Source organism: Azospirillum sp. UENF 312511, from assembly GCF_058780635.1.
The window spans coordinates 1,582,533-1,603,268 of sequence record NZ_JBSNCG010000001.1 but is presented as its reverse complement, the minus strand read 5'-3'; the positions used below and the strand labels follow the sequence as shown (position 1 = coordinate 1,603,268).

General features: G+C 66.2%; 18 protein-coding genes. 8 read left to right on the top strand and 10 right to left on the bottom strand.

What is annotated here, in order from left to right:
- Positions 1-2: 2 nt before the first annotated feature.
- Entirely contained in the window at positions 3-623 is a 621-nt protein-coding gene (locus ACWPN7_RS07465) for a TetR/AcrR family transcriptional regulator (RefSeq protein ID WP_014198285.1), read from the bottom strand.
- A gap of 291 nt (positions 624-914) precedes the next feature.
- On the opposite strand from ACWPN7_RS07465, the gene ACWPN7_RS07460 reads away from it, so the two are divergent.
- The 4 genes from ACWPN7_RS07460 to ACWPN7_RS07445 all read left to right on the top strand — a co-directional run bounded on the left by ACWPN7_RS07460 (position 915) and on the right by ACWPN7_RS07445 (position 4,392).
- Entirely contained in the window at positions 915-2,021 is a 1,107-nt protein-coding gene (locus ACWPN7_RS07460) for an HlyD family secretion protein (protein ID WP_145681180.1), read from the top strand.
- A 54-nt stretch (positions 2,022-2,075) separates the two neighbouring features.
- Entirely contained in the window at positions 2,076-2,498 is a 423-nt protein-coding gene (locus tag ACWPN7_RS07455; RefSeq protein WP_492273225.1) for a hypothetical protein, read from the top strand.
- Positions 2,462-3,772, top strand: a complete 1,311-nt coding sequence (locus tag ACWPN7_RS07450) for a DHA2 family efflux MFS transporter permease subunit (protein ID WP_492273224.1) — start codon at positions 2,462-2,464, stop codon at positions 3,770-3,772. Before ACWPN7_RS07455 ends, ACWPN7_RS07450 begins: the two co-directional genes overlap by 37 nt.
- Before the next feature lie 101 nt (positions 3,773-3,873).
- Complete coding sequence (locus ACWPN7_RS07445; RefSeq protein WP_014198289.1) at positions 3,874-4,392, top strand: hypothetical protein; 519 nt, start codon at positions 3,874-3,876, stop codon at positions 4,390-4,392.
- Positions 4,393-4,398: 6 nt separating this feature from the next.
- Here ACWPN7_RS07445 and ACWPN7_RS07440 read toward each other — a convergent pair whose 3' ends face one another.
- The 3 genes from ACWPN7_RS07440 to ACWPN7_RS07430 form a co-directional block, all read right to left on the bottom strand.
- Complete coding sequence (locus ACWPN7_RS07440) at positions 4,399-4,782, bottom strand: hypothetical protein (RefSeq protein ID WP_014198290.1); 384 nt, start codon at positions 4,780-4,782, stop codon at positions 4,399-4,401.
- Positions 4,783-4,926: 144 nt separating this feature from the next.
- A complete protein-coding gene (locus ACWPN7_RS07435) occupies positions 4,927-5,520 on the bottom strand; it encodes a hypothetical protein (protein ID WP_459197156.1) in 594 nt (197 codons plus the stop codon).
- Between the two features lie 220 nt (positions 5,521-5,740).
- Positions 5,741-8,257, bottom strand: coding sequence for a sensor domain-containing protein (locus tag ACWPN7_RS07430; RefSeq protein ID WP_459197157.1), 2,517 nt, complete (start codon positions 8,255-8,257; stop codon positions 5,741-5,743).
- Between the two features lie 204 nt (positions 8,258-8,461).
- Between ACWPN7_RS07430 and recO the strand changes: the two genes are divergently transcribed.
- From recO to ACWPN7_RS07415, 3 genes are all read left to right on the top strand, one after another.
- Complete coding sequence (gene recO, locus ACWPN7_RS07425; RefSeq protein ID WP_451993195.1) at positions 8,462-9,184, top strand: DNA repair protein RecO; 723 nt, start codon at positions 8,462-8,464, stop codon at positions 9,182-9,184.
- An 18-nt stretch (positions 9,185-9,202) separates the two neighbouring features.
- Positions 9,203-11,473 carry a DNA topoisomerase IV subunit A gene (parC, locus tag ACWPN7_RS07420; RefSeq protein WP_040134999.1) on the top strand — a complete coding sequence of 757 codons (2,271 nt, stop codon included), beginning with the start codon at positions 9,203-9,205 and terminating at the stop codon, positions 11,471-11,473.
- A gap of 473 nt (positions 11,474-11,946) precedes the next feature.
- Positions 11,947-13,044 (top strand): TRAP transporter substrate-binding protein, encoded by a 1,098-nt coding sequence (locus tag ACWPN7_RS07415; protein ID WP_040134997.1) that lies wholly within the window; start codon positions 11,947-11,949, stop codon positions 13,042-13,044.
- 107 nt (positions 13,045-13,151) lie between these two features.
- Here ACWPN7_RS07415 and ACWPN7_RS07410 read toward each other — a convergent pair whose 3' ends face one another.
- From ACWPN7_RS07410 to ACWPN7_RS07385, 6 genes are all read right to left on the bottom strand, one after another.
- Positions 13,152-14,663 carry a TRAP transporter large permease gene (locus ACWPN7_RS07410; RefSeq protein ID WP_040134995.1) on the bottom strand — a complete coding sequence of 504 codons (1,512 nt, stop codon included), beginning with the start codon at positions 14,661-14,663 and terminating at the stop codon, positions 13,152-13,154.
- Positions 14,664-14,683: 20 nt separating this feature from the next.
- A complete protein-coding gene (locus ACWPN7_RS07405) occupies positions 14,684-15,223 on the bottom strand; it encodes a TRAP transporter small permease subunit (protein WP_040134993.1) in 540 nt (179 codons plus the stop codon).
- 242 nt (positions 15,224-15,465) lie between these two features.
- Complete coding sequence (locus ACWPN7_RS07400; RefSeq protein WP_040134992.1) at positions 15,466-16,206, bottom strand: arginyltransferase; 741 nt, start codon at positions 16,204-16,206, stop codon at positions 15,466-15,468.
- 78 nt (positions 16,207-16,284) lie between these two features.
- Positions 16,285-17,262 (bottom strand): alpha-E domain-containing protein, encoded by a 978-nt coding sequence (locus tag ACWPN7_RS07395; protein WP_040134990.1) that lies wholly within the window; start codon positions 17,260-17,262, stop codon positions 16,285-16,287.
- The gene (locus ACWPN7_RS07390; protein ID WP_040134988.1) at positions 17,259-18,725 is read right to left on the bottom strand and encodes a circularly permuted type 2 ATP-grasp protein; all 1,467 of its coding nucleotides are present in this window, start codon (positions 18,723-18,725) and stop codon (positions 17,259-17,261) included. The genes ACWPN7_RS07395 and ACWPN7_RS07390 overlap by 4 nt, the downstream gene beginning before the upstream one ends.
- A 231-nt stretch (positions 18,726-18,956) precedes the next feature.
- On the bottom strand, positions 18,957-20,018 hold the full coding sequence (locus ACWPN7_RS07385) for a flagellar motor protein MotB (protein WP_040134986.1): 1,062 nt from the start codon (positions 20,016-20,018) through the stop codon (positions 18,957-18,959).
- Between the two features lie 228 nt (positions 20,019-20,246).
- Between ACWPN7_RS07385 and ACWPN7_RS07380 the strand changes: the two genes are divergently transcribed.
- Positions 20,247-20,726 carry a flavin reductase family protein gene (locus ACWPN7_RS07380; protein WP_137105479.1) on the top strand — a complete coding sequence of 160 codons (480 nt, stop codon included), beginning with the start codon at positions 20,247-20,249 and terminating at the stop codon, positions 20,724-20,726.
- Positions 20,727-20,736 lie beyond the last annotated feature (10 nt).

Here is a 20,736-nt window from a genome sequence, read left to right as displayed (position 1 = left end):
CGTTATGGCGCGTAGCCCCGGATGATCAGGGAGACCGCGCCGTCGACGATCCGGGTCAGCTGTTCCTCCGTCGGGCGTTCCGACAGGCACAGCATGAAGCGCAAATGCGTGTGCGACTTGACGAGTCCGACGAACTGCTCCGCCGCAAGCTGCGGGTCGGGGATGCGCAGCAGGCCGCGGCGGTCGAGGTCGGTCATGAAGGCGCTGATGTGCTCCATGGTGCGGGCCGGGCCTGCCTCGTAGAAGGCGCTCGCCAGCTCGGGGAAGCGGTGGGCCTCGCCGACGACCACGCGGTAGCCGGCCAGCGCCTGCGGCGACAGGATCAGCGTGACGAAATGGCGGGCGATCAGGCGCAGCCCGTCGGCCATGTCAAGCGCGCGCGCCTCCTCGCAGACGGCGGCCATTGCCTGCCCCTTGCATTCGCGGGCGACCATGACGCGGAACAGCTCGTCCTTGCTGCCGAAATGGGCGTAGAGCGTCGCCTTGGACACGTTGGCCGTCTTGGCGATGGCGTCCATGCTGACGGCGCCGTAGCCATGGTCCAGGAACAGCTTTCCGGCGGCCTCCAGGATCTGCGCGGGCTTCGATCCTGCCTCCGGGGTGGGGGCGACCAGCGTGCTCATGCGTTCCTCATGTCCTGAAGCCGGGTGTCCTGAAACCGGCCTTGCATCCTGTTCTACCACGGTGCCGGCGGTGCTTGCGGGACTTCGTGCGCCGAGTCCCCGCTGCCGTAACGCGTTCCGCATTCAACCACAATCCCAAACGTTAAAACTAGACCGTTCAGTTCACTCTTGACAACAGGTAGGCCCGCGATCATCTTTTCGCAAGACTAAACTGAACGGTTCAGTTTCGGTGGGGCGGCGGCAAGCCGGATCGTGCCGGGCAAAGAACCGAAACGGGTGGGCTGGATTACGATGGTCAAGACCGTGCGGAAGATCGTTCTGTCGGGTGTGGCGGTGGCGGCGCTGGCCGGTGGCGGCTACGCCGGCTGGGAGTGGTGGACCGAGGGTCGCTTCTTCGAGTCGACCGACAACGCCTATGTCCACAGCGACATCACGGTGGTGAGCCCCAAGGTCTCGGCCTATGTGCGGGACGTCCGGGTGGCAGAGAACCAGCAGGTCGCCGCGGGCGACGTGTTGGCGGTTCTCGACGACCAGGACTTCCGCGCCAAGGTCGCGGAGGCCGAGGCCAACGTCGCCGCGCAGAAGGCGGCGCTCGGCACCATCGACAGCAAGCTGCAGCTCCAGAAGGCGATCATCGACCAGGCCGCCGCCTCGGTCTCCAGCGCCGAGGCCGAGCAGCGCCGCGCCCAGCAGGATTTCGACCGCACCCGCGCGCTGGCCAGCGACAGCTGGGCCAGCCGCCAGAAGTTCGAGACGGCGGACGCCGACCTGCGCAAGGCGACGGCGGAGACCGCCCGCAGCCGCGCCGCTCTGGTCGCGGAGCAGGATCAGGTCGGCGTGCTGAACGCCAGCCGCAGCGAGACCGACGCCCGCCTGCGTCAGGCGGAGGCCGCCCTGCAGACCGCGCGCAACGATCTGAACAACACGGTCATCCGGGCCCCGGTGGACGGGGTGGTCGGCAACCGCGGCGTCCAGGTCGGCCAGTACGCGCGTCCGGGCGTGCAGCTTCTCTCGCTGGTGCCGCTGCCCGACGTCTATGTGGTTGCCAACTTCAAGGAGACGCAGCTCGCCCGCATGCGTCCCGGCCAGCCGGTGACGGTGGAGGTGGACGCCTATCCGGACAAGCATCTGCTCGGCCGGGTGGAGAGCTTCGCGCCGGCGTCGGGCTCGCAGTTCAGCCTGCTGCCGCCGGAGAACGCGACCGGCAACTTCACCAAGATCGTCCAGCGCGTGCCGGTGCGCATCGCCCTGCCGCGCGACAGCGCTTTGTCCGGCCTGTTGCGTCCCGGCCTGTCGGTGGTCGCCGAGGTGGACACCCGCGGCGCCGAGGAGCAGCCGCACGACAGGGGCACCGTCATGGGCGCTCTGGTCCCCGGCCGGACGGTCGCGTCGAAGTAACCACGCCAACACCCGTTTTTCGTTTCAATCTCTTTCGTCCTGGAGAGGGCGACCATGACCGCCATCACCAACGACGACACGCCCACCGCCCGCACCGCCAATCCCCCGGCGGACGCGGGCGGCGAGACCGCCGCGTCCCGGCTCCAAACTCCCCCGCCCCCCGCGGGCCGGGGCGCGGCGGCTCCTTCCTCTTCCAACGCAGGACCCAGCGCCGGGCCGCGCCCGGTGAGCACGCGCGACTGGCTGGGCTTCCTGTCCATGGTCGTCGGCATGTTCATGGCGATCCTGGACATCCAGATCGTTTCCAGCTCCCTGTCGGAGATCCAGGCGGGCCTCGCGGCCAGCGCCGACGAGATCTCGTGGGTACAGACTTCCTACCTCATCGCTGAGGTGGTGATGATCCCGCTGTCCGGCATGCTGGCGCGGATTTCTCCACCCGCGTGCTGTTCACCATCGCCGCCGCCGGCTTCACCCTGACCAGCGTCGCCTGCGCCTTCACCTCCAGCATCGAATCGATGATCGTGTGGCGGGCGCTCCAGGGCTTCATCGGCGGCGCGATGATCCCGACCGTCTTCGCCACCAGCTTCTCCCTGTTCCCGCCGGAGAAGCGGGCCGGCGTGTCGGTGATGATCGGTCTGGTCGCCACCATGGCGCCGACGCTCGGCCCGACTCTCGGCGGCTGGCTGACCCAGAGCTTCTCCTGGCACTGGCTGTTCCTGGCCAACGTGCTGCCGGGCATCGCCGTGACCTCGCTGGTGTGGACGCTGGTCGACGTGGACAAGCCCAACCCGGCGCTGCGCAAGGGCTTCGACTTCATCGGGCTGGGGCTGATGGCCGCCTTCCTCGGCAGTCTGGAGTTCGTGGTCGAGGAAGGCCCGCGTCAGGACTGGTTCCAGGACGAGTATGTGGCGATCTTCGCCGTGGTCGCCGCGGTGTCCGCCGTCGGCTTTTTCTGGCGGGTCCTGACCTACGGCAACCCGATCGTCGAGCTGCGCGCCTTCCTGGACCGCAACTTCGCCATCGGCTCGCTCTACAGCTTCATCATCGGCATCGGGCTCTACGGGGCGGTCTATCTGCAGCCGCTGTTCCTGGCGCGGGTGCGCGGGCTGAACAGCCTGCAGATCGGCACGATCATGTTCGTGACGGGGGCCTTCCAGTTCCTGTCCGCGCCGATCGCCGGCGCGCTGTCGAAGAAGCTCGACCTGCGGGTGATGCTGGCGATGGGGCTGTGCCTGTTCGGCACGGGCGTCTGGCTGAACGCCCACCTGACCAACCAGTCCGGCTTCTGGGAGTTGTTCCTGCCGCAGGCGGTGCGCGGCCTGTCGCTGATGCTCTGCTTCATCCCGGTGAACACCATCGCGCTCGGCACCCTGCCGCCGGAGCAGCTCAAGAACGCGTCGGGTCTCTACAACCTGATGCGCAACCTGGGCGGCGCCATCGGTCTGGCGGCAATCAACACCGTGCTGCTGGAGCGGGCCTCCCTGCACATGAACCGGCTGGGCGACAACCTCAACCTCGCCCGTCCGCTGGTGCAGGAGACGCTGGACGGTCTGGCCGCCAAATTCGACGGGCTGGTCGCCGACCCGCAGGCCGCCGCCATGAAGACGCTGGCCCGCATGGTTGAGCGCGAGGCGATGGTGCTGACCTTCAACGATTGCCTGCTGCTGATGGCCGGGGTGTTCTTCGCCGGGCTCCTGCTGATGCCGCTGGTGCGGCGTCCTGGCGGCAAACCGGCGGCGGCGGATCACTGATCGGAGTGACACCGTCTTCGCGCCGGTGAAGCGTCCCGGTGACCGGCGCCTGTCTTCGTGCTATAGGGCAGGCCGTCGCGTCGAAGGGTCTTTCCGCCGTCATGAGCAAGCGCCAATACACCCGCGCCGAGGTCAAGGAACTGCTGTCTGCGCTGGAGCGCCAGTGCCGGGAGGCGTCGAAGCTCGCCCAGTTGGCCGAGCATGAGGCGAGCAAGCACAGCTTCGGCGCCTACCGCGAATTCCGCGACAAGGTGGGCGAGTTCCAGGCGCTGGTCATCCTGATCGAGCAGCGGCTGCGCAACCTCGTGGACACCCGCTCCGACGATCTGCGCGACCAGTTCGAGCGGCTGGACACGGTGATGCTGGCCCTTCTGGTGCGGGCCAGCATGCGCTTCTTCTTCGTGCTGTCGGCCAACCCGATCCTGCCGATGGGCGCCCGCGAGATCTTCGTCGCGGAGCTGCGCAGCCTGCACGACGCCCACGAGAAGCTGAAGCGCCCCAACTACGCCGGCAAGCTGGGCCAGGACCTGGAGCGCGATCTGGAGACCGCCTCCCTGATCCTGGAGGAGATCATCGACAAGGCGCCGAGCCTGCTCAACTTCCGCGGCGGCGCGGCGTAACCGGACTCAGCGCTGGATCAGCGCGCTTTCCTTGCCGGACAGCACGAACACCTTGGCGTAGCTCTTGAGAAGCGCGTCGATCAGGGCGTTGACCTTCGGGCTGGACATGGCGCGCGGCTTGGCCGGATCGACGTGGAGGACGCAGCTGTCCTTGACGTCGTTGAAGGCGGCCAGGGCGTGGATGCGGTCGGGCCGGAACTCGTCGGGGAAATTCTCGTCCATCAGCCAGAAGCATTGAAAGTTCCGGCAGGACTGCGGACGCTCCTCATAGACCGTGCAGCCCTTGCCCTGGTCACAGGACACGCACCACTTGGCCGAAGGCTTCTTCAGTTCGGGCACGCCCATCAGCTTGCAGCACAGCGTGCATTCTCCGCAGTTGCGGTCGGCCATAACGCGAGATCCTGATCTGTCCCAATGAAAGAGCGCGGACACTCGCACAAAGGGCGGTGCCGGGGAAAGTGTCCGTTGGATGGGGGAACGCCCCAGCGGGCCGGATCGGCCGCTGGGTACCGCCGGGGCGCTCCGGCGGCCTCTCTACGGACGCGCTTTCTGGCCGGCGTCCCGGGCAATGAACGGCTTGTCCGACCCCTTTTCCCAATCTTCCAGGTATTCCGCCTTTTTCGCATCCACGCTTTGAATGTTTGCGCGCGCCCAATCATGCGAAGCTGGCGTGTTGTCCACCCAAGTGCAGGATTTCAGATCGCTCTCCAGCTCGGACGAGGAGGCTGGAATCGGCTCCAACGAAAAGCGCGCTTTCCACACGCCAAGTCGCGGAACGACACGAGCGTAATAAATTTGATCGGCCGCGAAGTCAGCGTCCATGAAGTCAGCCGACTCGCCAACAACCATCAGGCGGCGCTTGCCTGCGGGCGCTTCATAAGCAATTTTCTTTCCAGCAGACACGATGCCGATGAATTCGGAATTGCCTGTCGTTATGTCATAAACCGAAGACTGAATGGCACCACCGAAGAAGGATGGCCGCATCAGGACAAGTGTCGCGGAGTTTTCTGCGGGTTTGGTTGCTGCGATTGGTTCCGGCACATCCCGCATGTGTGTGCTGGCGCAGGCGTTAAGCAACAGCAACGTGCCCATTGCCAGGAGGGCCGCGCGAATTTTTCCCGCTACCATTGTTTTTTTCCTTTGATTTTATGCTTTTGATAAGTGGCGCGCCATCGCGCGGATGAGTTCAGGAGGGGAATCTCCGACCACAATCGCGCGGAACGATTATTGATAGTACGATTGTGTGAAAGCAAGCGTCGGGTTATTTCCCTCCGCAAACAATCAACCTGCGGGAGAAAGCCGCAAGGTTCAGGTCGGCGGCCCCGGAAGGATTGCCGGGGGGGGCGCCTTACGCCATGCTGGGAGCGACCAGCGGTTCCTCCGCCTCGCGGATCAGCAGCGCCTCGATGGCGTCGGCGGGAGCCGGGCGGGCGTAGAGGTAGCCCTGCGCGTACTTGCACAGGATGTCGCGCAGGAATTCCGACTCCATCTCGGTCTCCACGCCCTCGGCGACCGCCTCCATGCCCAGGATGGCGGCCAGCGTGGCGATGACCTGCACGATGGCGGCGTTGCCTTCGCCCGACGAGATGGCCTGGACGAAGCTGCGGTCGATCTTCAGCGTGTCCGCCGGGAATTTGTGCAGGTAGGACAGCGACGAATAGCCGGTGCCGAAATCGTCGATGGACAGGCGAACGTCCATGTCGCGGATGCCCTGCATCAGCACCCGGCACTTGGCGGGGTCCTTCATCAGCAGGCTTTCCGTGATCTCCAGCTTCAGGCTGGAGGGCGGGACCCGGCTTTCCTGCAGCACCTCGCTCACCAACCCGATCAGGTCGTCGTCGCTGAACTGGCGGGAGGAGACGTTTACGCTCATGAACAGCGGGGTGGAGCGGGGGAAGCGGGTCTGCCACTGGGCGAGCTGGCGCGCCGCCTCGCGCAGCGCCCAGCGGCCCATCGGGACGATCAGCCCCGATTCCTCGGCCAGCGGGATGAATTCGCCCGGCGGGACCAGCCCGCGCTCGGGATGCTTCCAGCGCATCAGCGCCTCGAAGCCGGCGATGTGCCCGGAGGACAGGGCGACGATCGGCTGATAGTAGAGAACGAGCTGATCCTGCTCCAACGCCATGCGCAGATCGGTTTCCGTGCGCATCTGGGCCATCGCCTGACGGCGCAGGTTGCTGTCGAACACGTCGATGCGCGCCCGCCCGCCCGACTTGGCGCGGTACATGGCAAGGCTGGCGTCGCGCAGCATCTCCTCCGCCCGGTCGTAGCCGGAGACGCTGAGGGCGATGCCGATGGAGGCGGACAGCACCAGCTCGTGGCCGTCCAGCGCCAGCGGCCGCGCGACGGCCTCGCCCATGCGCTCCGCCGCGGACAGGGCGTCGCCCACGTCGTCGACGCTGTCCAGCAGCACGGCGAACTCGTCCGCCGAGAGGCGGGCGAGCGTGTCGCCCATGCGCCGGGTCCCGTCCAGCCGCTCGGCGATGGTCTTCAGCAGCCGGTCGCCGACGCTGGACCCCAGCGCGTCGTTGATCGACTTGAAGCGGTCCAGGTCGATGAAGATGACGGCGAAGGCCTTGCCGCCGGCCCGCCGGTTGCGGTCCAGCGCCTGCCCGATGCGGTCCAGCAGCAGGGTGCGGTTGGGCAGCCCGGTCATGCCGTCGTGGAAGGCGTCGAACAGAAGCTGTTGCTCCGCCCGCTTCTGGGCGGTGATGTCGGTCATCGAACCGGCGATTCGCACCGACCGGCCCGACCCGTCGCGAACGGCGAGCCCGCGGACCAGCATCCACAGCTCGTCCCCGTCGGCGGCGCGGATGCGGAAGACGTGCTGGAGATGCTCGCGCTCGCCGGTCAGATGCAGGTCGATGGCGGTGCGCAGCCCGGCCAGATCGTCGGGGTGCACCCGGTCGAACCATTCGCCGATCCGGTTGGACAGGCTGTCCACGGCGCAGCCGAGCATGGCCGCCCAGCGCGGGGAATAGTAGACCTCGTCCGTGTCCAGCCGCCAGTCCCACAGCCCGTCGTTGGCGCCGGCGGCGGCGAGCGCGTAGCGCTCCTCGCTCTGCAGCAGGCGTTGCTCGGCGGTCTTGCGGTCGGTGACGTCGGCCTGGCTGCCGACCAGCCGCACCGGGCGGCCCTGCGCGTCCAGCACGGCGATGCCGCGGCAGGCCATCCAGCGGGTGCCGCCATCGGCGTGGCGCACGCGGTACTCGATCGTGAAGACGGTGTCGTCGCCGCCCAGCGCGTCCAGCGCTGCGCGCAGCGACGGGCGGTCGTCGGGATGGACGCGCTCCATCCACTCGTCGGGGCTGCTGCCGACGCCGCCTTCCTCGAGCCCGAGGAGCGATAGCCAGCGCGGCGAATAATAGACGGTGCCGGTTTCGAGGTCCCAATCCCACAGGCCGTCGTTGCTGGCCGCGGCGGCGAGCGCGTAGCGCTCTTCGCTTTTGCGCAGCTGGCGTTCGGCGTGCTTGCGGTCGGTGATGTCGGCGACCGACCCGACGAGGCGGACCGGATCGCCCGATTCGTCGGGGACCGCCATGCCGCGGCAGACCAGCCAGCGCCAGCGGGTGTCGCCGCCGTCCGGTGATAAGCCGGCTCCGGCACGGCGGACGCGGTGTTCGATCTGGAAAGGCAGCGAGACGCCGACCATCTGGCCTTCGAAGGAGGCGTAGAGCCAGTCGATGTCGTCGGGGTGGACGCGGTCGAGCCAATCTTCCGGGCGATTGACGTCGCCCGGCGGCAGGTCGAGAAACTCCTTGAAGCGGGGAGACAGGAACATCGTATCGTTGCGAAGGTCCCAGTCCCACACGCCCTCGGAGCCAGCTTTCTCGGCCAGCAGATATCGCTCGATCGTGCTGCTCAAAGCCCCCTCACCGCCGCGGCGCGCCCGCATTCCGTCACTCGCAACATAGTGCCCGAATGGTGAATGAGAAATGAAGCCCTGTTGCGAAGGATTTGCGCCATGCTGGCGGAAAGCGTGACCGATCCCGCCTTGCGGGCACTCCGGGGTATGCCTGGACGCCGCGGGCGAGCCTCGCAGGCCCCGTCAACGTAAGGAAGCAGGCCTATGGAGTGGTCCGATCAGGGCGTCGTGCTGTCGGCGCGGCCGCATGGCGAGACCTCGGCGGTCGTCACCCTGCTGACGCGCGACCACGGCCGGCACGCCGGCATGGTCATGGGCGGGCGATCCAGCCGCAACCGGGCGGCGCTGGAGCCCGGCACGCTGGTGTCGGCGCGCTGGCGCGGACGCCTGCCGGAGCATCTGGGCAACCTGACGCTGGAGGTGGTGCAGGGCTATTCCGCCGCCTTTCTCGATGATCCGTTGCGACTCGCGACCCTGACCGCCGCCTGCGCGCTGGCCGAGGCCGCCCTGCCGGAGCACCAGCCGCACCCGGCGCTGTTCGACGGGCTTCTGGCGCTGTTCGGCCTGCTGAGTGGCGATGCCTGGGCCGAGTCTTACGTGCGGTGGGAGGTCGGGCTGCTCGCCGAACTCGGATTCGGGCTGGATCTCGACCGTTGCGCGGTCACCGGGGCCAACGATTACCTCGCCTATGTCAGTCCGCGCACCGGGCGCGCGGTGTCGGCCTCGGCGGGAGAGCCCTACCGCGACCGGCTGTTGCCGCTGCCCGGATTCCTCATCGGGCTGGGCGGCGGCGGGCCGCAGGCGGTGGCGGAGGGGTTGCGCCTGACCGGCCATTTCTTGGAGCGCCATCTGCTCAACGGCCCGCTGCCGCCCGCAAGGCTGCGATTAAGAGAACGTTACGAGAACACTATGGCGCGTGGCCGCTAGATTTGGTATCCACACGCCATGACGTCCCGAGACCCCGCCCAAGACCCCGTCCTCGACATCCAGGAGAAGCCGCTCCGCGACGCGCTGAGCGAGCGGTATCTGAGCTACGCGCTGTCCACCATCATGGCGCGGTCGCTGCCCGACGTGCGCGATGGGCTGAAGCCGGTGCACCGGCGTCTGCTCTACGCCATGAGCCAGCTGCGGCTTGACCCCTCGACTCCGCCGAAGAAGTCGGCCCGCGTTGTCGGCGACGTGATCGGCAAGTTCCACCCGCACGGCGACACCTCCGTCTACGACGCGCTGGTCCGTCTGGCGCAGGACTTCGCGGTGCGCTACCCGCTGGTGGACGGGCAGGGGAACTTCGGCAACATCGACGGCGACAACGCCGCGGCCATGCGATACACCGAGGCGCGCCTGACCGACGTCGCCAAGGCCCTGCTGGAAGGCATCGACGAGGACGCGGTCGACTTCCGCCCGACCTACGACGGCGACGGGGACGAGCCGGCGGTCCTGCCGGCCAACTTCCCCAACCTGCTGGCCAACGGCTCCAGCGGCATCGCCGTCGGCATGGCGACCAACATCCCGCCGCACAACGCCGCCCAGCTCTGTTCCGCCCTGCGGCTGGTGCTGAAGCACAAGCAGGACTGCGTCAAGGCGGCGCTGGCCGGCAAGGAGAAGCCGGCCCCGACGAAGATCGAGGATCTGGTCACCCTGATCTCCGGCCCCGACTTCCCGACCGGCGGCGTGCTGGTCGAGCCGCGGGCCAACGTGGTCGAGGCCTACCGCACCGGCCGCGGCTCCTTCCGCCTGCGCGCCCGGTGGGAGGTGGAGAAGCTGGGGCAGGGCACCTGGCAGGTCGTCGTCACCGAGATGCCCTATCAGGTGCAGAAGGCCCGGCTGGTCGAGAAGATCGCCGAGCTTCTGACCAACCGGAAGCTGTTGCTGCTGGAGGATGTGCGCGACGAGTCGGCGGAGGACGTGCGACTCGTCCTGGTGCCGAAGAGCCGCAACGTCGATCCCGAGGTCCTGATGGCCTCGCTGTTCCAGACGACCGATCTGGAAATCCGCTTCGCCATGAACATGAACGTGCTGGACAAGGACAACGTCCCGCGCGTCATGAATCTGTTCGAGGTGCTGGACGCCTTCCTCGACCACCGGATGGAGGTGCTGGAGCGGCGGTCCCGCCACCGGCTGGCCAAGATCGACCACCGGCTGGAGGTTCTGGGCGGTTACCTGATCGCCTATCTGAATCTGGACGAGGTGATCCGCATCATCCGCGAGGAGGACGAGCCCAAGCAGGCGCTGATGCGGGCCTTCTCCCTGACCGAGGTGCAGGCCGAGGCCATCCTCAACATGCGGCTGCGCAACCTGCGCAAGCTGGAGGAGATGGAGATCCAGCGCGAGAACGACGCGCTGACCGCCGAGCGGGCCGGCCTGAGCGAGCTGCTGGCGGACGAGAGCCTGCGCTGGAAGACCATCGGCAAGGAGACCGAGGAGACGCGCAAGCGCTTCGGCGAGGACCGCCGGACCCAGGTCGCCGAGGCCACGGCCGTCATCGACATCCCCGTCGACGCCATGGTGGAGCGCGAGCCGCTGACCGTGCTGTGCTCCCAGAAGGGCTGGATTCGCGCGGTGCGCGGCCACCTGACCGACGCCGAACGCCTCGACGTGAAGTACAAGGAAGGCGACAAGGAAGGCTTCTGGGTCCATTGCGAGACCACCGACAAGCTCCTTGTCTTCGGCACCAACGGCAAATTTTACACACTGTCCGCCGACAAGCTGCCGCGCGGGCGCGGCTTCGGCGAGCCGGTGCGGCTGATGATCGATCTCGGCAACGAGGCGGACATCATCACCCTGTTCAAGCACCAGCCCGACCGCCGCCTGCTGGTCGCGTCGGAGGACGGGCGCGGCTTCCAGGTCGAGGAGAACGAGGTCGTCGCCCAGACCCGTTCCGGCAAGCAGATCCTCAACCCCGACGACAACAAGGACGCCAAGATCTGCATCCCGGCGGAGGGCGACCATGTGGCTGTTATCGGCAACAATCGCCTGCTGCTGGTCTTCCCGCTGGAGCAGGTGCCGGTGATGGCCCGCGGCAAGGGCGTGCAACTCCAGAAGTACAAGGACGGCAGCCTGTCCGACCTGAAGGTCTTCACCATCGCCGAGGGGCTGAGCTGGAAGCACGGCGAGCGGCAGTTCAACGTCACCAACCTGACCGGCTGGCTGGGCAACCGCGCCGGCGTGGGCAAGATGCCGCCCAACGGCTTCCCCAAGGTGAATCGCTTCACGTAAGCCGGCCGTCTCCGGGGCTCATACACCTAACGTTGCGCGCAAACGGAGGGCTTTCGGCCCTCCGTTTCACTTTTGGCGGAATTTCCGACGGAAAGTTCCCGAATTGGTAGGGTTGAGCCATGCTTGTGCTTGAACTCTGACCCGCGATTCCGGCATAGTCGTCATATCAAAAGGAACTCGGTGCCATCGGCCGAAGCGGTGCCCAGAACGCGGGCATCAAGGCTGAAGGAACACTGGGCATAGGGGAGGCACGCGCATGGTCACCACAGATCCGTGTGAAGGCACAGCGGTGGCACGGGGGTCCATCGGCCCCGGCAGTCCCGGTCCGTAACCCGCACGGTGACGTCGATCCGGCGTTGCCAGAAAATTTTCACAAAACAACAGCCTTTCGGTTTGCACGCCGCGCCCCCTTTGCGGGGGCGGGAACGGCGGTGTGCGCCCACGCCGGGACGAGAGGACCCAAGGAGACCGCCATGAAACGCCGTACCTTCATCACCAGCGCCGGTGTCGGTGTCGCCGCCAGCACGCTGGCCGCCCCCGCCATCGCGCAGAGCAACCCCGAGATCAAGTGGCGCTGCGCGTCGAGCTTTCCCAAGAGCCTTGACACCATCTACGGCGGGGCCGAGCGGGTGGCCAAGCGTGTCGCCGAAATGACAGAGGGCAAGTTCCAGATCCGCACCTTCGCCGGCGGCGAGATCGTTCCCGGCCTGCAGGTGCTGGACGCCGTGAAGGACGGCACCGTGGAGTGCGGCCACACCGTTTCCTATTACTATGTCGGCAAGGACCCGACCTTCGCCTTCGACGCGGCGATGCCCTTCGGCCTGAACGCTCGCCAGCAGAACGCCTGGATGACCCACGGTGGCGGCATGGACCTGATGCGCGAGTTCTTCAAGGGCTACAACATCATCCAGTTCGCGGCGGGCAACACCGGCACCCAGATGGGCGGCTGGTTCCGCAACGAGTTGAAGTCCGTCGAGGACTTGAAAGGCCTGAAGTTCCGCATCGGCGGCTACGCCGGCACCATCCTGCAGCGCCTGGGTGTTGTGCCGCAGCAGATCGCCGGCGGCGACATCTACCCGGCGCTGGAGAAGGGCACCATCGACGCGGCGGAGTGGGTCGGCCCCTACGACGACGAGAAGCTCGGCTTCAACAAGGTTGCCAAATACTACTACTATCCCGGCTGGTGGGAAGGCGGTCCGCAGGTGTCCTTCCTGATCAACCTGCCGCAGTGGGAGCAACTTCCCAAGCACTACAAGTCGGTTCTGGAGGCCGCCTGCGCCGACGCGACCGCCGACATGCTCGGCAAGTACGACGTGGTGAACATGCACGCGCTGAAGCGTCTGGTCGGCGCCGGAACCGTGCTGAAGCCCTACCCGCGCGACATCCTCCAGGCCTGCTATCAGGCGACCTTCGACGTCTACGAGGAGGAGGCCGCCAAGAACGAGAAGTTCCGCAAGGTCTACGAGCCGTGGCGCAAGTTCCGTGACGAGGAGTATCTGTGGTTCCGCGTCGCCGAGAACACCTTCGACAACTTCGTCTACTCGGCCCCGACGCCGAAGAAGAAATCCTGAAAGAACGCCGAACACGAAAAAGCCCCGCGGAAGCGGGGCTTTTTTGTTGCCGATAAGCGGGCGGGCTTTCCGGTTCCTCCCCCGCTGGGCGGGGGAGGAGGGAGCGGTTACTTGCCCTGCAACTGCCGCATGAGGTCGGCGTTGGGATCCTCGGTGGGTTGCTCCGGCGCGCCGAAGGGCGGTGGCGGTTCGCCCGAATCGAAGGCCGGGATCTCGATCTTCACATTGTCCAGATCGATCGGCTCGCCACGGTCCAGGCCGGAGAAGACCATCTCCGGGAACATGATGACCAGCGCAACCATGATCAGCTGGATGCAGACGAACGGCACGGCGCCCCAGTAGATCTGGCCGGTGGTGATCTTCTTGATGATCTTCCCGGTGATCTTGTCCTTGTAATCCTCCCGTGGAGCGACGCTTCGCAGGAAGAACAGGGCGAAACCGAAGGGCGGATGCATGAAGGAGGTCTGCATGTTGACGCCCAGCAGGACGCCGAACCAGATCAGGTCGATGCCCAGCTTTTCCGCGACCGGGGCGAGCAGCGGCACGATGATGAAGGCCAGCTCGAAGAAGTCGAGGAAGAAGGCGAGCAGGAACACCATGATGTTGACGACGATCAGGAAGCCCAGTTCGCCGCCCGGCAGGCTGGTCAGCAGATGCTCCACCCACAGGTCGCCATTCACGGCGCGGAACACCAGACCGAAGACCGTCGAGCCGATCAGGATGAAGATGACGAAGGAGGACAGCTTGGCCGTCGTGTCCATCGCCTGACGCATCAGCGACCAGCTCAGCTGCCGCTTCATGAGCGCCAGGATCATGGCGCCCGCGGCACCCATGGCGCCGCCTTCCGTCGGTGTCGCGATGCCGATGAAGATGGTGCCCAGAACCAGGAAGATCAGGACGAGCGGCGGCACCAGCGAGGTCAGCACCCGGAACAGCAGCTTGGCGCCGCGCAGGCTCCGCGCCTCCGGCGGCAGGGCCGGGGTGAACTCAGGGCGGACGATGCTGACGACCAGGATGTAGCCGGCGTAGAGGCCGGTCAGCACCAGGCCGGGGACCAGGGCGCCGGCGTACATGTCGCCGACCGAACGGCCGAGCTGGTCGGCCAGGATGATCAGCACCAGCGACGGCGGAATGATCTGGGCCAGCGTGCCGGACGCTGCGATGACGCCCGACGCCAGACGCCGGTCATAGCCGTAGCGCAGCATGATCGGCAGCGAGATCAGGCCCATCGAAATGACCGAGGCGGCGACCACGCCGGTGGTCGCGGCGAGCAGCGCGCCGACGAAGATCACCGCGTAGGCCAGACCGCCGCGCAGCGGGCCGAAGAGCTGCCCGACCGTGTCGAGCAGATCTTCGGCCATGCCGGATCGTTCGAGGATCAGGCCCATGAAGGTGAAGAAGGGAATGGCCAGCAGCGTGTCGTTGCGCATGATGCCGAAGACGCGCTCCGGCAGCGCCTGGAACAGCGCCGGGGTCAGCAGACCCAGCTCGATGCCGATCAGACCGAAGAGGAGGCCGTTCGCGGCGAGCGCGAAGGCGACCGGGAAACCCATCAAAAGGAAAAGAACAAGCGCCGCGAACATCAGCGGCGCCATGTTCTCAATGAGGAAGGCGGCCATCGTGTGTGGTTCCCGGTCTCTTAGGAGTGGCTGTGCATCTTCTCGCCGGGCTGGTCAATGAGACCGGCCAGGAAGGCGATGCGTTTGATCAGCTCGGACACCGCCTGCATGGTCAGCAGGAAGAAACCGGCGGGAACCAGGATCTTGACCGGCCAGCGGATCAGGCCGCCGGCGTCGCTCGACATTTCCTTGGTGATGAAGCTGTCCCAGAACATCGGCCAGGAGAGCCACATGATCAGGATGGCCATCGGGAACAGGAAGAAGAGGATCCCGAAGATATCCACCATGCACTGGACGCGCCTGGAGAAGCGGCCCAGCACGATGTCGATGCGGATGTGTTCGTTGCGCAGGAACGTGTAGCCCGAGCACAACAGGAACACTGCGGAGAACAGGTACCATTGCAGCTCAAGCCAGGCGTTGGAGCTGTAATGCAGGCTGTAGCGGATGACCGCGTTGGCGGAACTGACGATCACGGCGACCAGCACCAGCCAATAGACGAGTTTGCCGATGCCGTCGTTGACAGCATCGATCAGCCCGCTGATTCGGAGCAGGAACCTCAACGGAGAGCCTCCCTGTTGGTTGGGACCGGGTCTCTGCCCGATCCGTTCCTTTTGTTGCCCTGTGAACGGTGGCGCTGGGCGCCGGTTCAATCTTTTATGGTAACACCATGGGGTGTTTGCTGCGGCAATATTCCGCAGGACGCCCCGGCAGCGCAAGAGCTTGAAAGCCTTTATACGTGATTGCCCCAATAGTCTCCGATCACGAGCAATCCGGGATCATGAGCAATCCGGCCGGCGACCCGTCAGTCAGTCGGATCGTTGGGCAGGCGGAACCAGCCGTCGCGGCCCAACGCCTCCAGGGGGCGGAACTTGGCCTTGTAGGCCATCTTGCGGCTCTGGGCGATCCAATAGCCGAGATACACGTAGGGCAAGCCGTCCGCCTGGGCGCGCTCCAGCAGGCTGAGGATCATGAAGCTGCCCAGGCTGCGGCGGTCCTGGCGGGGGTCGTAGAAGCTGTAGACCGCGGAGTAGCCGTCGGTCAGGCGGTCGGTCAGCATGCAGCCGACCAGCCGCCCCTCGGCGTCGCGGGCTTCGAGCAGGCTGGTGTCGGCCCGGCCCTCGTCGATCATGGCGGCGAAATCGGCCATCGCCATGCGTGCCATGTCGGATTCGCCGTGGCGGGAGTTCTGGTAGAGCGAGAACAGCCGGTACTGCTCCGTCGTGGCGGCGGCGGCGGCCTCCGCCAGGGTCAGATCGCCGTTGCCGCGGAGAACGCGCTTCTGCGACCGGGTCGGGGTGAAGGCCCCCACGGGAATGCGGACCGGGACGCAGGCCTGGCAGTTCGGGCAGACCGGCCGGTAGACGATGTCGTGGCTGCGCCGGAAGCCGGCGCGCGACAGGGTGGAATTGACCTCCGCCGAATAGGGACCCAACAGCCGGGTGAACAGCTTGCGCTCCACCCGTCCCGGCAGATAGGGGCAGGGCATCGGCCCGGACCGGAAGAACTGCTGGAGCGGGCGGAGTTGCGGCTGGATGACCGACATCGGGCTGGCTGACTTCTGAATCACCGGCCCGTGGGTCGGCTGTTGGGGTTCGGCGGCTGGAGAGGTGTTGAACGAAGACTACTGGGACTGGCTCTGGGTCATGGTGGCGGTGTCCTGGCCGAAGAAGGCGCGTCCGATCTCGTTGGTGATGCCGCAGAGCTGGGCCTGCACGCCATCCAGATACTCGTGCAGGCCGAGCTGGATCACCTCCTCGATCGGGCGGGTCAAAAGCGCGCCGAGCAGTTCGTCCACCTTCTCCATCGCCTCACTGCCGTTGCGCAGGGTGTAACGGGATTTCAGGCGGGTCAAGAGGCCGTCGATCTGTCGCACACACATCACAACCGATCGTGGGAAGCCCTCGTTGAACATCATGAAGCCGGCGACCGTGGTGGGCGACATGCCGCGCGGGTAGACGCGCCGGAAGGCGTGGTACCCGGCGGCCGAGCGCAGCACCGTCGTCCACTGGCTCATGTCCAGGGTCGAGCCGACCACGACGGGGGAGGGCAGCAGCGTGTGGTACTTGATGTCGAGCAGGCGCGTGGTCTGGTCCGCCCGTTCGATGTATTTGCCGAGCTGGTAGAAGTACCAGCCCTGGTCGCGGTAGAAGGTGCCCTCGGTGATGCCGGTATGGGTCTGGCACTCCTCCTTGATCCAGGTGCAGACCTTGGACAGGTTGGGCAGGGCCACGTCCTTGCCGTTCATCTCCACCAGCTTGTTGTGGAACACGTTGATCTGCGTCCACATCTCGGTGGAGATCCAGGGGCGCAGGACGCGGGCGTTCTCCCGCGCCATGCGCAGCATGGAGACCAGCGAGTTCGTGTGCTGGGTGTCGAACATGTAGTAATGGACCACCGCCTCCGCCGTGGGGCGGTCGTGGCGGCTGAAGAAGTCCTTCTCGTCGGCGTTGAGCTGGACGATGGAGAACCAGTTGGTCATTCCCCGCGTGTCGCGCGCGAAGGTCTCATGCACGTCCAGGATCCGGGCGAGATTCTCGGCGCGCTCCATGTAGCGCGCCATCCAGAAAATGCATTCGGCGTAACGGGCCAGCAGATTCACGACGCGCTCCCTTCCTGTGACCCATCCTGGAGTACCCCATCTTGGAGTACCCAGGTGTCCTTGGACCCGCCGCCCTGCGACGAGTTGACGATCAGCGTGCCCTTCTTCAGCGCCACGCGGGTCAGGCCGCCGGGCAGCACCCAGGTGTTCTTGCCCGTGATGGCGAAGGGGCGCAGATCGACGTGGCGGGGATCGATGCCGTCGTCGGTCACGGTGGGGCAGACCGACAGGTCGACCACCGGCTGGCTGATGTAGTTGGACGGATCGGCCAGCAGCTTGGCCCGGCAATCCGCCAACTCCTCCTTGCTGGCGCGCGGGCCGATGGTGATGCCATAGCCGCCAGCCTCGCCGACCGGCTTCACCACCAGCTTGTCCAGGTTGTCCAGCGTGTACTGCAGCGCGTCGGCCTCGCGGCAGATGCGCGTGTCCACGTTGGGGATGATCGCCTCCTGGTCCAGGTAGTATTTGATCATCCGCGGGACGTAGCAGTAGATCGCCTTGTCGTCCGCCACGCCGGTGCCGATGGCGTTGGCCAGCGCCACGTTGCCCTTGCGGTAGGCCTCCAGAAGGCCCGGCACGCCCAGCATGCTGTCCGGGTTGAAGGCCTTCGGGTCGATGAAGGCGTCGTCGATGCGGCGGTAGATCGAATCGACTCGCGCCAGACCGTTGGTGGTCTTCATGTAAACGCGGTCGTTTTCCACCACCAGATCGCGGCCTTCGACCAGCGGCACGCCCATCTCGCGCGCCAGGAAGATGTGCTCGAAATAGGCGGAGTTGTAGGAGCCGGGCGACAGCAGCACGACCTGCGGGTCAGCCACGTCCTGCGGCGCGATCTCCATCATCGCGTCGAGCAGCTTGTGCCCGTAATTGTCCACCGGACGGATGCCGATGTCCTGCATCAGGTCGGGGAACACGCGCTGCATCATGTGGCGGTTCTCGACCACGTAGGACACGCCGGACGGCACGCGCCCGTTGTCCTCCAGCACGCGGAAGGTCCCTTCGCGGTCGCGAACCAGATCCGTGCCCATGATGTGGATGTAGGTGTCGAACGGCACGTCCAGCCCGACCATCTGCGGCCGGAAGCAGCCGTTGCCCAGCACGAGGTCGGCCGGGACCACCCCGTCCTTGAGGATCTTCTGGTCGTGGTAGATGTCGTGGAGGAACAGGTTCAGCGCCGTGACGCGCTGGGTGATTCCCGCCTCCAGATGCGCCCATTCCTTGGCCGAGATGACCCGGGGAATGATGTCGAAGGGAAGGATCCGGTCCACCGCGTCCTTGTTCGAGTAAACGAGGAAGGTGATGCCCAGATTGTACAGTTCACGTTCGGCGTCCTGCGACCGCCGCAACAGATCCCCGAAGTTCAGACCGGCCAGTCTCTGCCGGATCAGCGCCGAGTGCTCGGCTGGATAATCACGGCCTCCGAACAATTCGTCGTAGTAAAGGCCGGGATCATAGTTCGTCAAAAGGTCAGTCGCCTTGCCTTCGGGTACGCTCACAGACTCCCCCGCAGCTAACGCCCTTGATTGACCGATGCCGTATGGCAATGGTGTCTGCCGCGAAGTATGAACCATCGCTTCGCCTTTTGAACAGGGCAAACATTCCCCGCGTTGTGCGGCGCATCGACAAAACAAGAAGGGGTACGTTCAAAGGCAAGGAACTAACGCCTTGGTACCAACTCATCATCGGCTTTGGTATCAATTCGTGGCGGCGGGCGGGGTTGTGGTCTTGCTTTCGCGCAGCAGCACCATGCTGATGCGGCGGTTGCGCGGGCTGCCCGGCTGGTCGGGCACGAGGAGATCGCGGTCGGCGCGGCCGATCACGTCCTGGACGCGCTCCTCCGGGATGCCGCCGGCGATCAGGGCGCGGCGCGTGGCGTTGGCGCGTTCGGTGGACAGGTCCCAGTTGTCGCGCCCGGCCCCGGAGGTGAAGGGGATGCCGTCGGTGTGGCCGCTGATCGACAGCTTGTTGGGCAGCTTGGCGAGCGCCTTGGCCACCTGCATGACCAGTTGGCGGGTCTGCGGGTACATCTGACCCGAGCCGCCGGGGAACATCGAGACGCGGTCCTGGTCGACGATCTGGATGCGCAGGCCCTCGGGCGTCTGGTCGATCATCAGGTTCTGGGCCAGCGGCTCCAGCTCCGGCACGGATTGGATGGCCTGACGGATCTCGGTGGCGGCCTGCTGGAACTGGCGGGCCTCCTTCTGGGCGTCCTGCAGCTTCTCGCCGCCCTCCTTCACGCGCTCCGCGAAGTCGGACAGCCGTTCGCCCGGCTTCTGGCCGGGAATGCCGAGCTGCTTGGCCTGCTCCTCCAGCCGCTTCTGGTAGTCGAGCCGCGACTCGTTGGACTTCTGTTCGGCGGTCGAGGCGGGCGGAGGCGGGGCGGCGTCGGTCGGGTCGTTCGCCTCGTCGTCCTCCTGGGTCGAGTTGCCGGGCGGGCCGGAGACCGGGACGTCGGCGGACATCGGGGAGGAGGGGGACATCTGGGCGCCGGGTGCTGTGATGGTGCGCCCGCCCAGCATGCCGCCGGACCCGGAGGTTTCGCGGCTGACCGAACTGGGCGAGAAATAGTCCGCGATGCCCTTGCGCTGGTCCGACGTGGTGACGTTGAGCAGCCACAGCAGCAGGAAGAAGGCCATCATTGCCGTCACGAAGTCGGCATAGGCGACTTTCCAGGCGCCGCCATGGTGGCCGCCATGACCACCCTTCTTCTTCTTGATGATGATCGGCTGTTCGCCGCCGGACGGGTTCGCTGACATGAAGCCTTGCTGAGTGGGGCCCTGTGGTCGGGAATTCGTGGTCCGTGCGGGCACCCGAAGGGTGAAGCGTTATCCTTAAGATCCATTTAATGCGGCGCATGGCGGCTTCCGCCCGCTTCCGGACGGTCCGGGACAGATGCGGCTTGCGCCGAGGGTCCGGCTGGGTTAATCCCGCTGTTTCGCCGCCGCACCCTCGCCCCAATAACCGACGAGCCCACACAGGCCGCCATGACCATCGACTCTCGGGCCTTCCGCAACGCCCTCGGATGCTTCGCCACCGGCATCGCCGTGGTCACCACCATCGCACCGGACGGCGAGCCGATCGGCGTGACCGTGAACTCCTTCTCGTCGGTGTCGCTCGACCCGCCGCTGGTGCAGTTCTGCCTGGGCCGGGCGGCTATGTCGTTCGAGGCCTTCACCGCCGCGCCCTCCTTCGCGGTGAACATCCTGGCCGAAGACCAGGCGGAGCTGTCCAACCGCTTCTCGCGCCGCGACCTGCAGGAGCGCTGGGACGGGGTGGGAGTGGAGCGCTGGGACAGCGGCGTGCCGATCCTCACCGGCTGCCTTGCCACCCTGGAATGCGACCGTGAGCATGTCTATGACGGCGGCGACCACGTCATCATCGTGGGCCGTGTGCGCCGCCTGTCGGGCAGCGAGGACGGGAAGCCGCTGCTCTACTTCCGCGGCGCCTACGCGCAGCTTCCCTAAGCCGGGACCG

Excerpts from the sequence above, each read along its gene's own strand:
- ACWPN7_RS07465 (WP_014198285.1), bottom strand. The coding sequence starts at position 623 with ATGAGCACGCTGGTCGCCCCCACCCCGGAGGCAGGATCGAAGCCCGCG.
- ACWPN7_RS07460 (WP_145681180.1), top strand. The coding sequence starts at position 915 with ATGGTCAAGACCGTGCGGAAGATCGTTCTGTCGGGTGTGGCGGTGGCG.
- ACWPN7_RS07455 (WP_492273225.1), top strand. The coding sequence starts at position 2,076 with ATGACCGCCATCACCAACGACGACACGCCCACCGCCCGCACCGCCAAT.
- ACWPN7_RS07445 (WP_014198289.1), top strand. The coding sequence starts at position 3,874 with ATGAGCAAGCGCCAATACACCCGCGCCGAGGTCAAGGAACTGCTGTCT.
- ACWPN7_RS07440 (WP_014198290.1), bottom strand. The coding sequence starts at position 4,782 with ATGGCCGACCGCAACTGCGGAGAATGCACGCTGTGCTGCAAGCTGATG.
- ACWPN7_RS07435 (WP_459197156.1), bottom strand. The coding sequence starts at position 5,520 with ATGGTAGCGGGAAAAATTCGCGCGGCCCTCCTGGCAATGGGCACGTTG.
- recO (WP_451993195.1), top strand. The coding sequence starts at position 8,462 with ATGGAGTGGTCCGATCAGGGCGTCGTGCTGTCGGCGCGGCCGCATGGC.
- parC (WP_040134999.1), top strand. The coding sequence starts at position 9,203 with ATGACGTCCCGAGACCCCGCCCAAGACCCCGTCCTCGACATCCAGGAG.
- ACWPN7_RS07415 (WP_040134997.1), top strand. The coding sequence starts at position 11,947 with ATGAAACGCCGTACCTTCATCACCAGCGCCGGTGTCGGTGTCGCCGCC.
- ACWPN7_RS07410 (WP_040134995.1), bottom strand. The coding sequence starts at position 14,663 with ATGGCCGCCTTCCTCATTGAGAACATGGCGCCGCTGATGTTCGCGGCG.
- ACWPN7_RS07400 (WP_040134992.1), bottom strand. The coding sequence starts at position 16,206 with ATGTCGGTCATCCAGCCGCAACTCCGCCCGCTCCAGCAGTTCTTCCGG.
- ACWPN7_RS07385 (WP_040134986.1), bottom strand. The coding sequence starts at position 20,018 with ATGTCAGCGAACCCGTCCGGCGGCGAACAGCCGATCATCATCAAGAAG.
- ACWPN7_RS07380 (WP_137105479.1), top strand. The coding sequence starts at position 20,247 with ATGACCATCGACTCTCGGGCCTTCCGCAACGCCCTCGGATGCTTCGCC.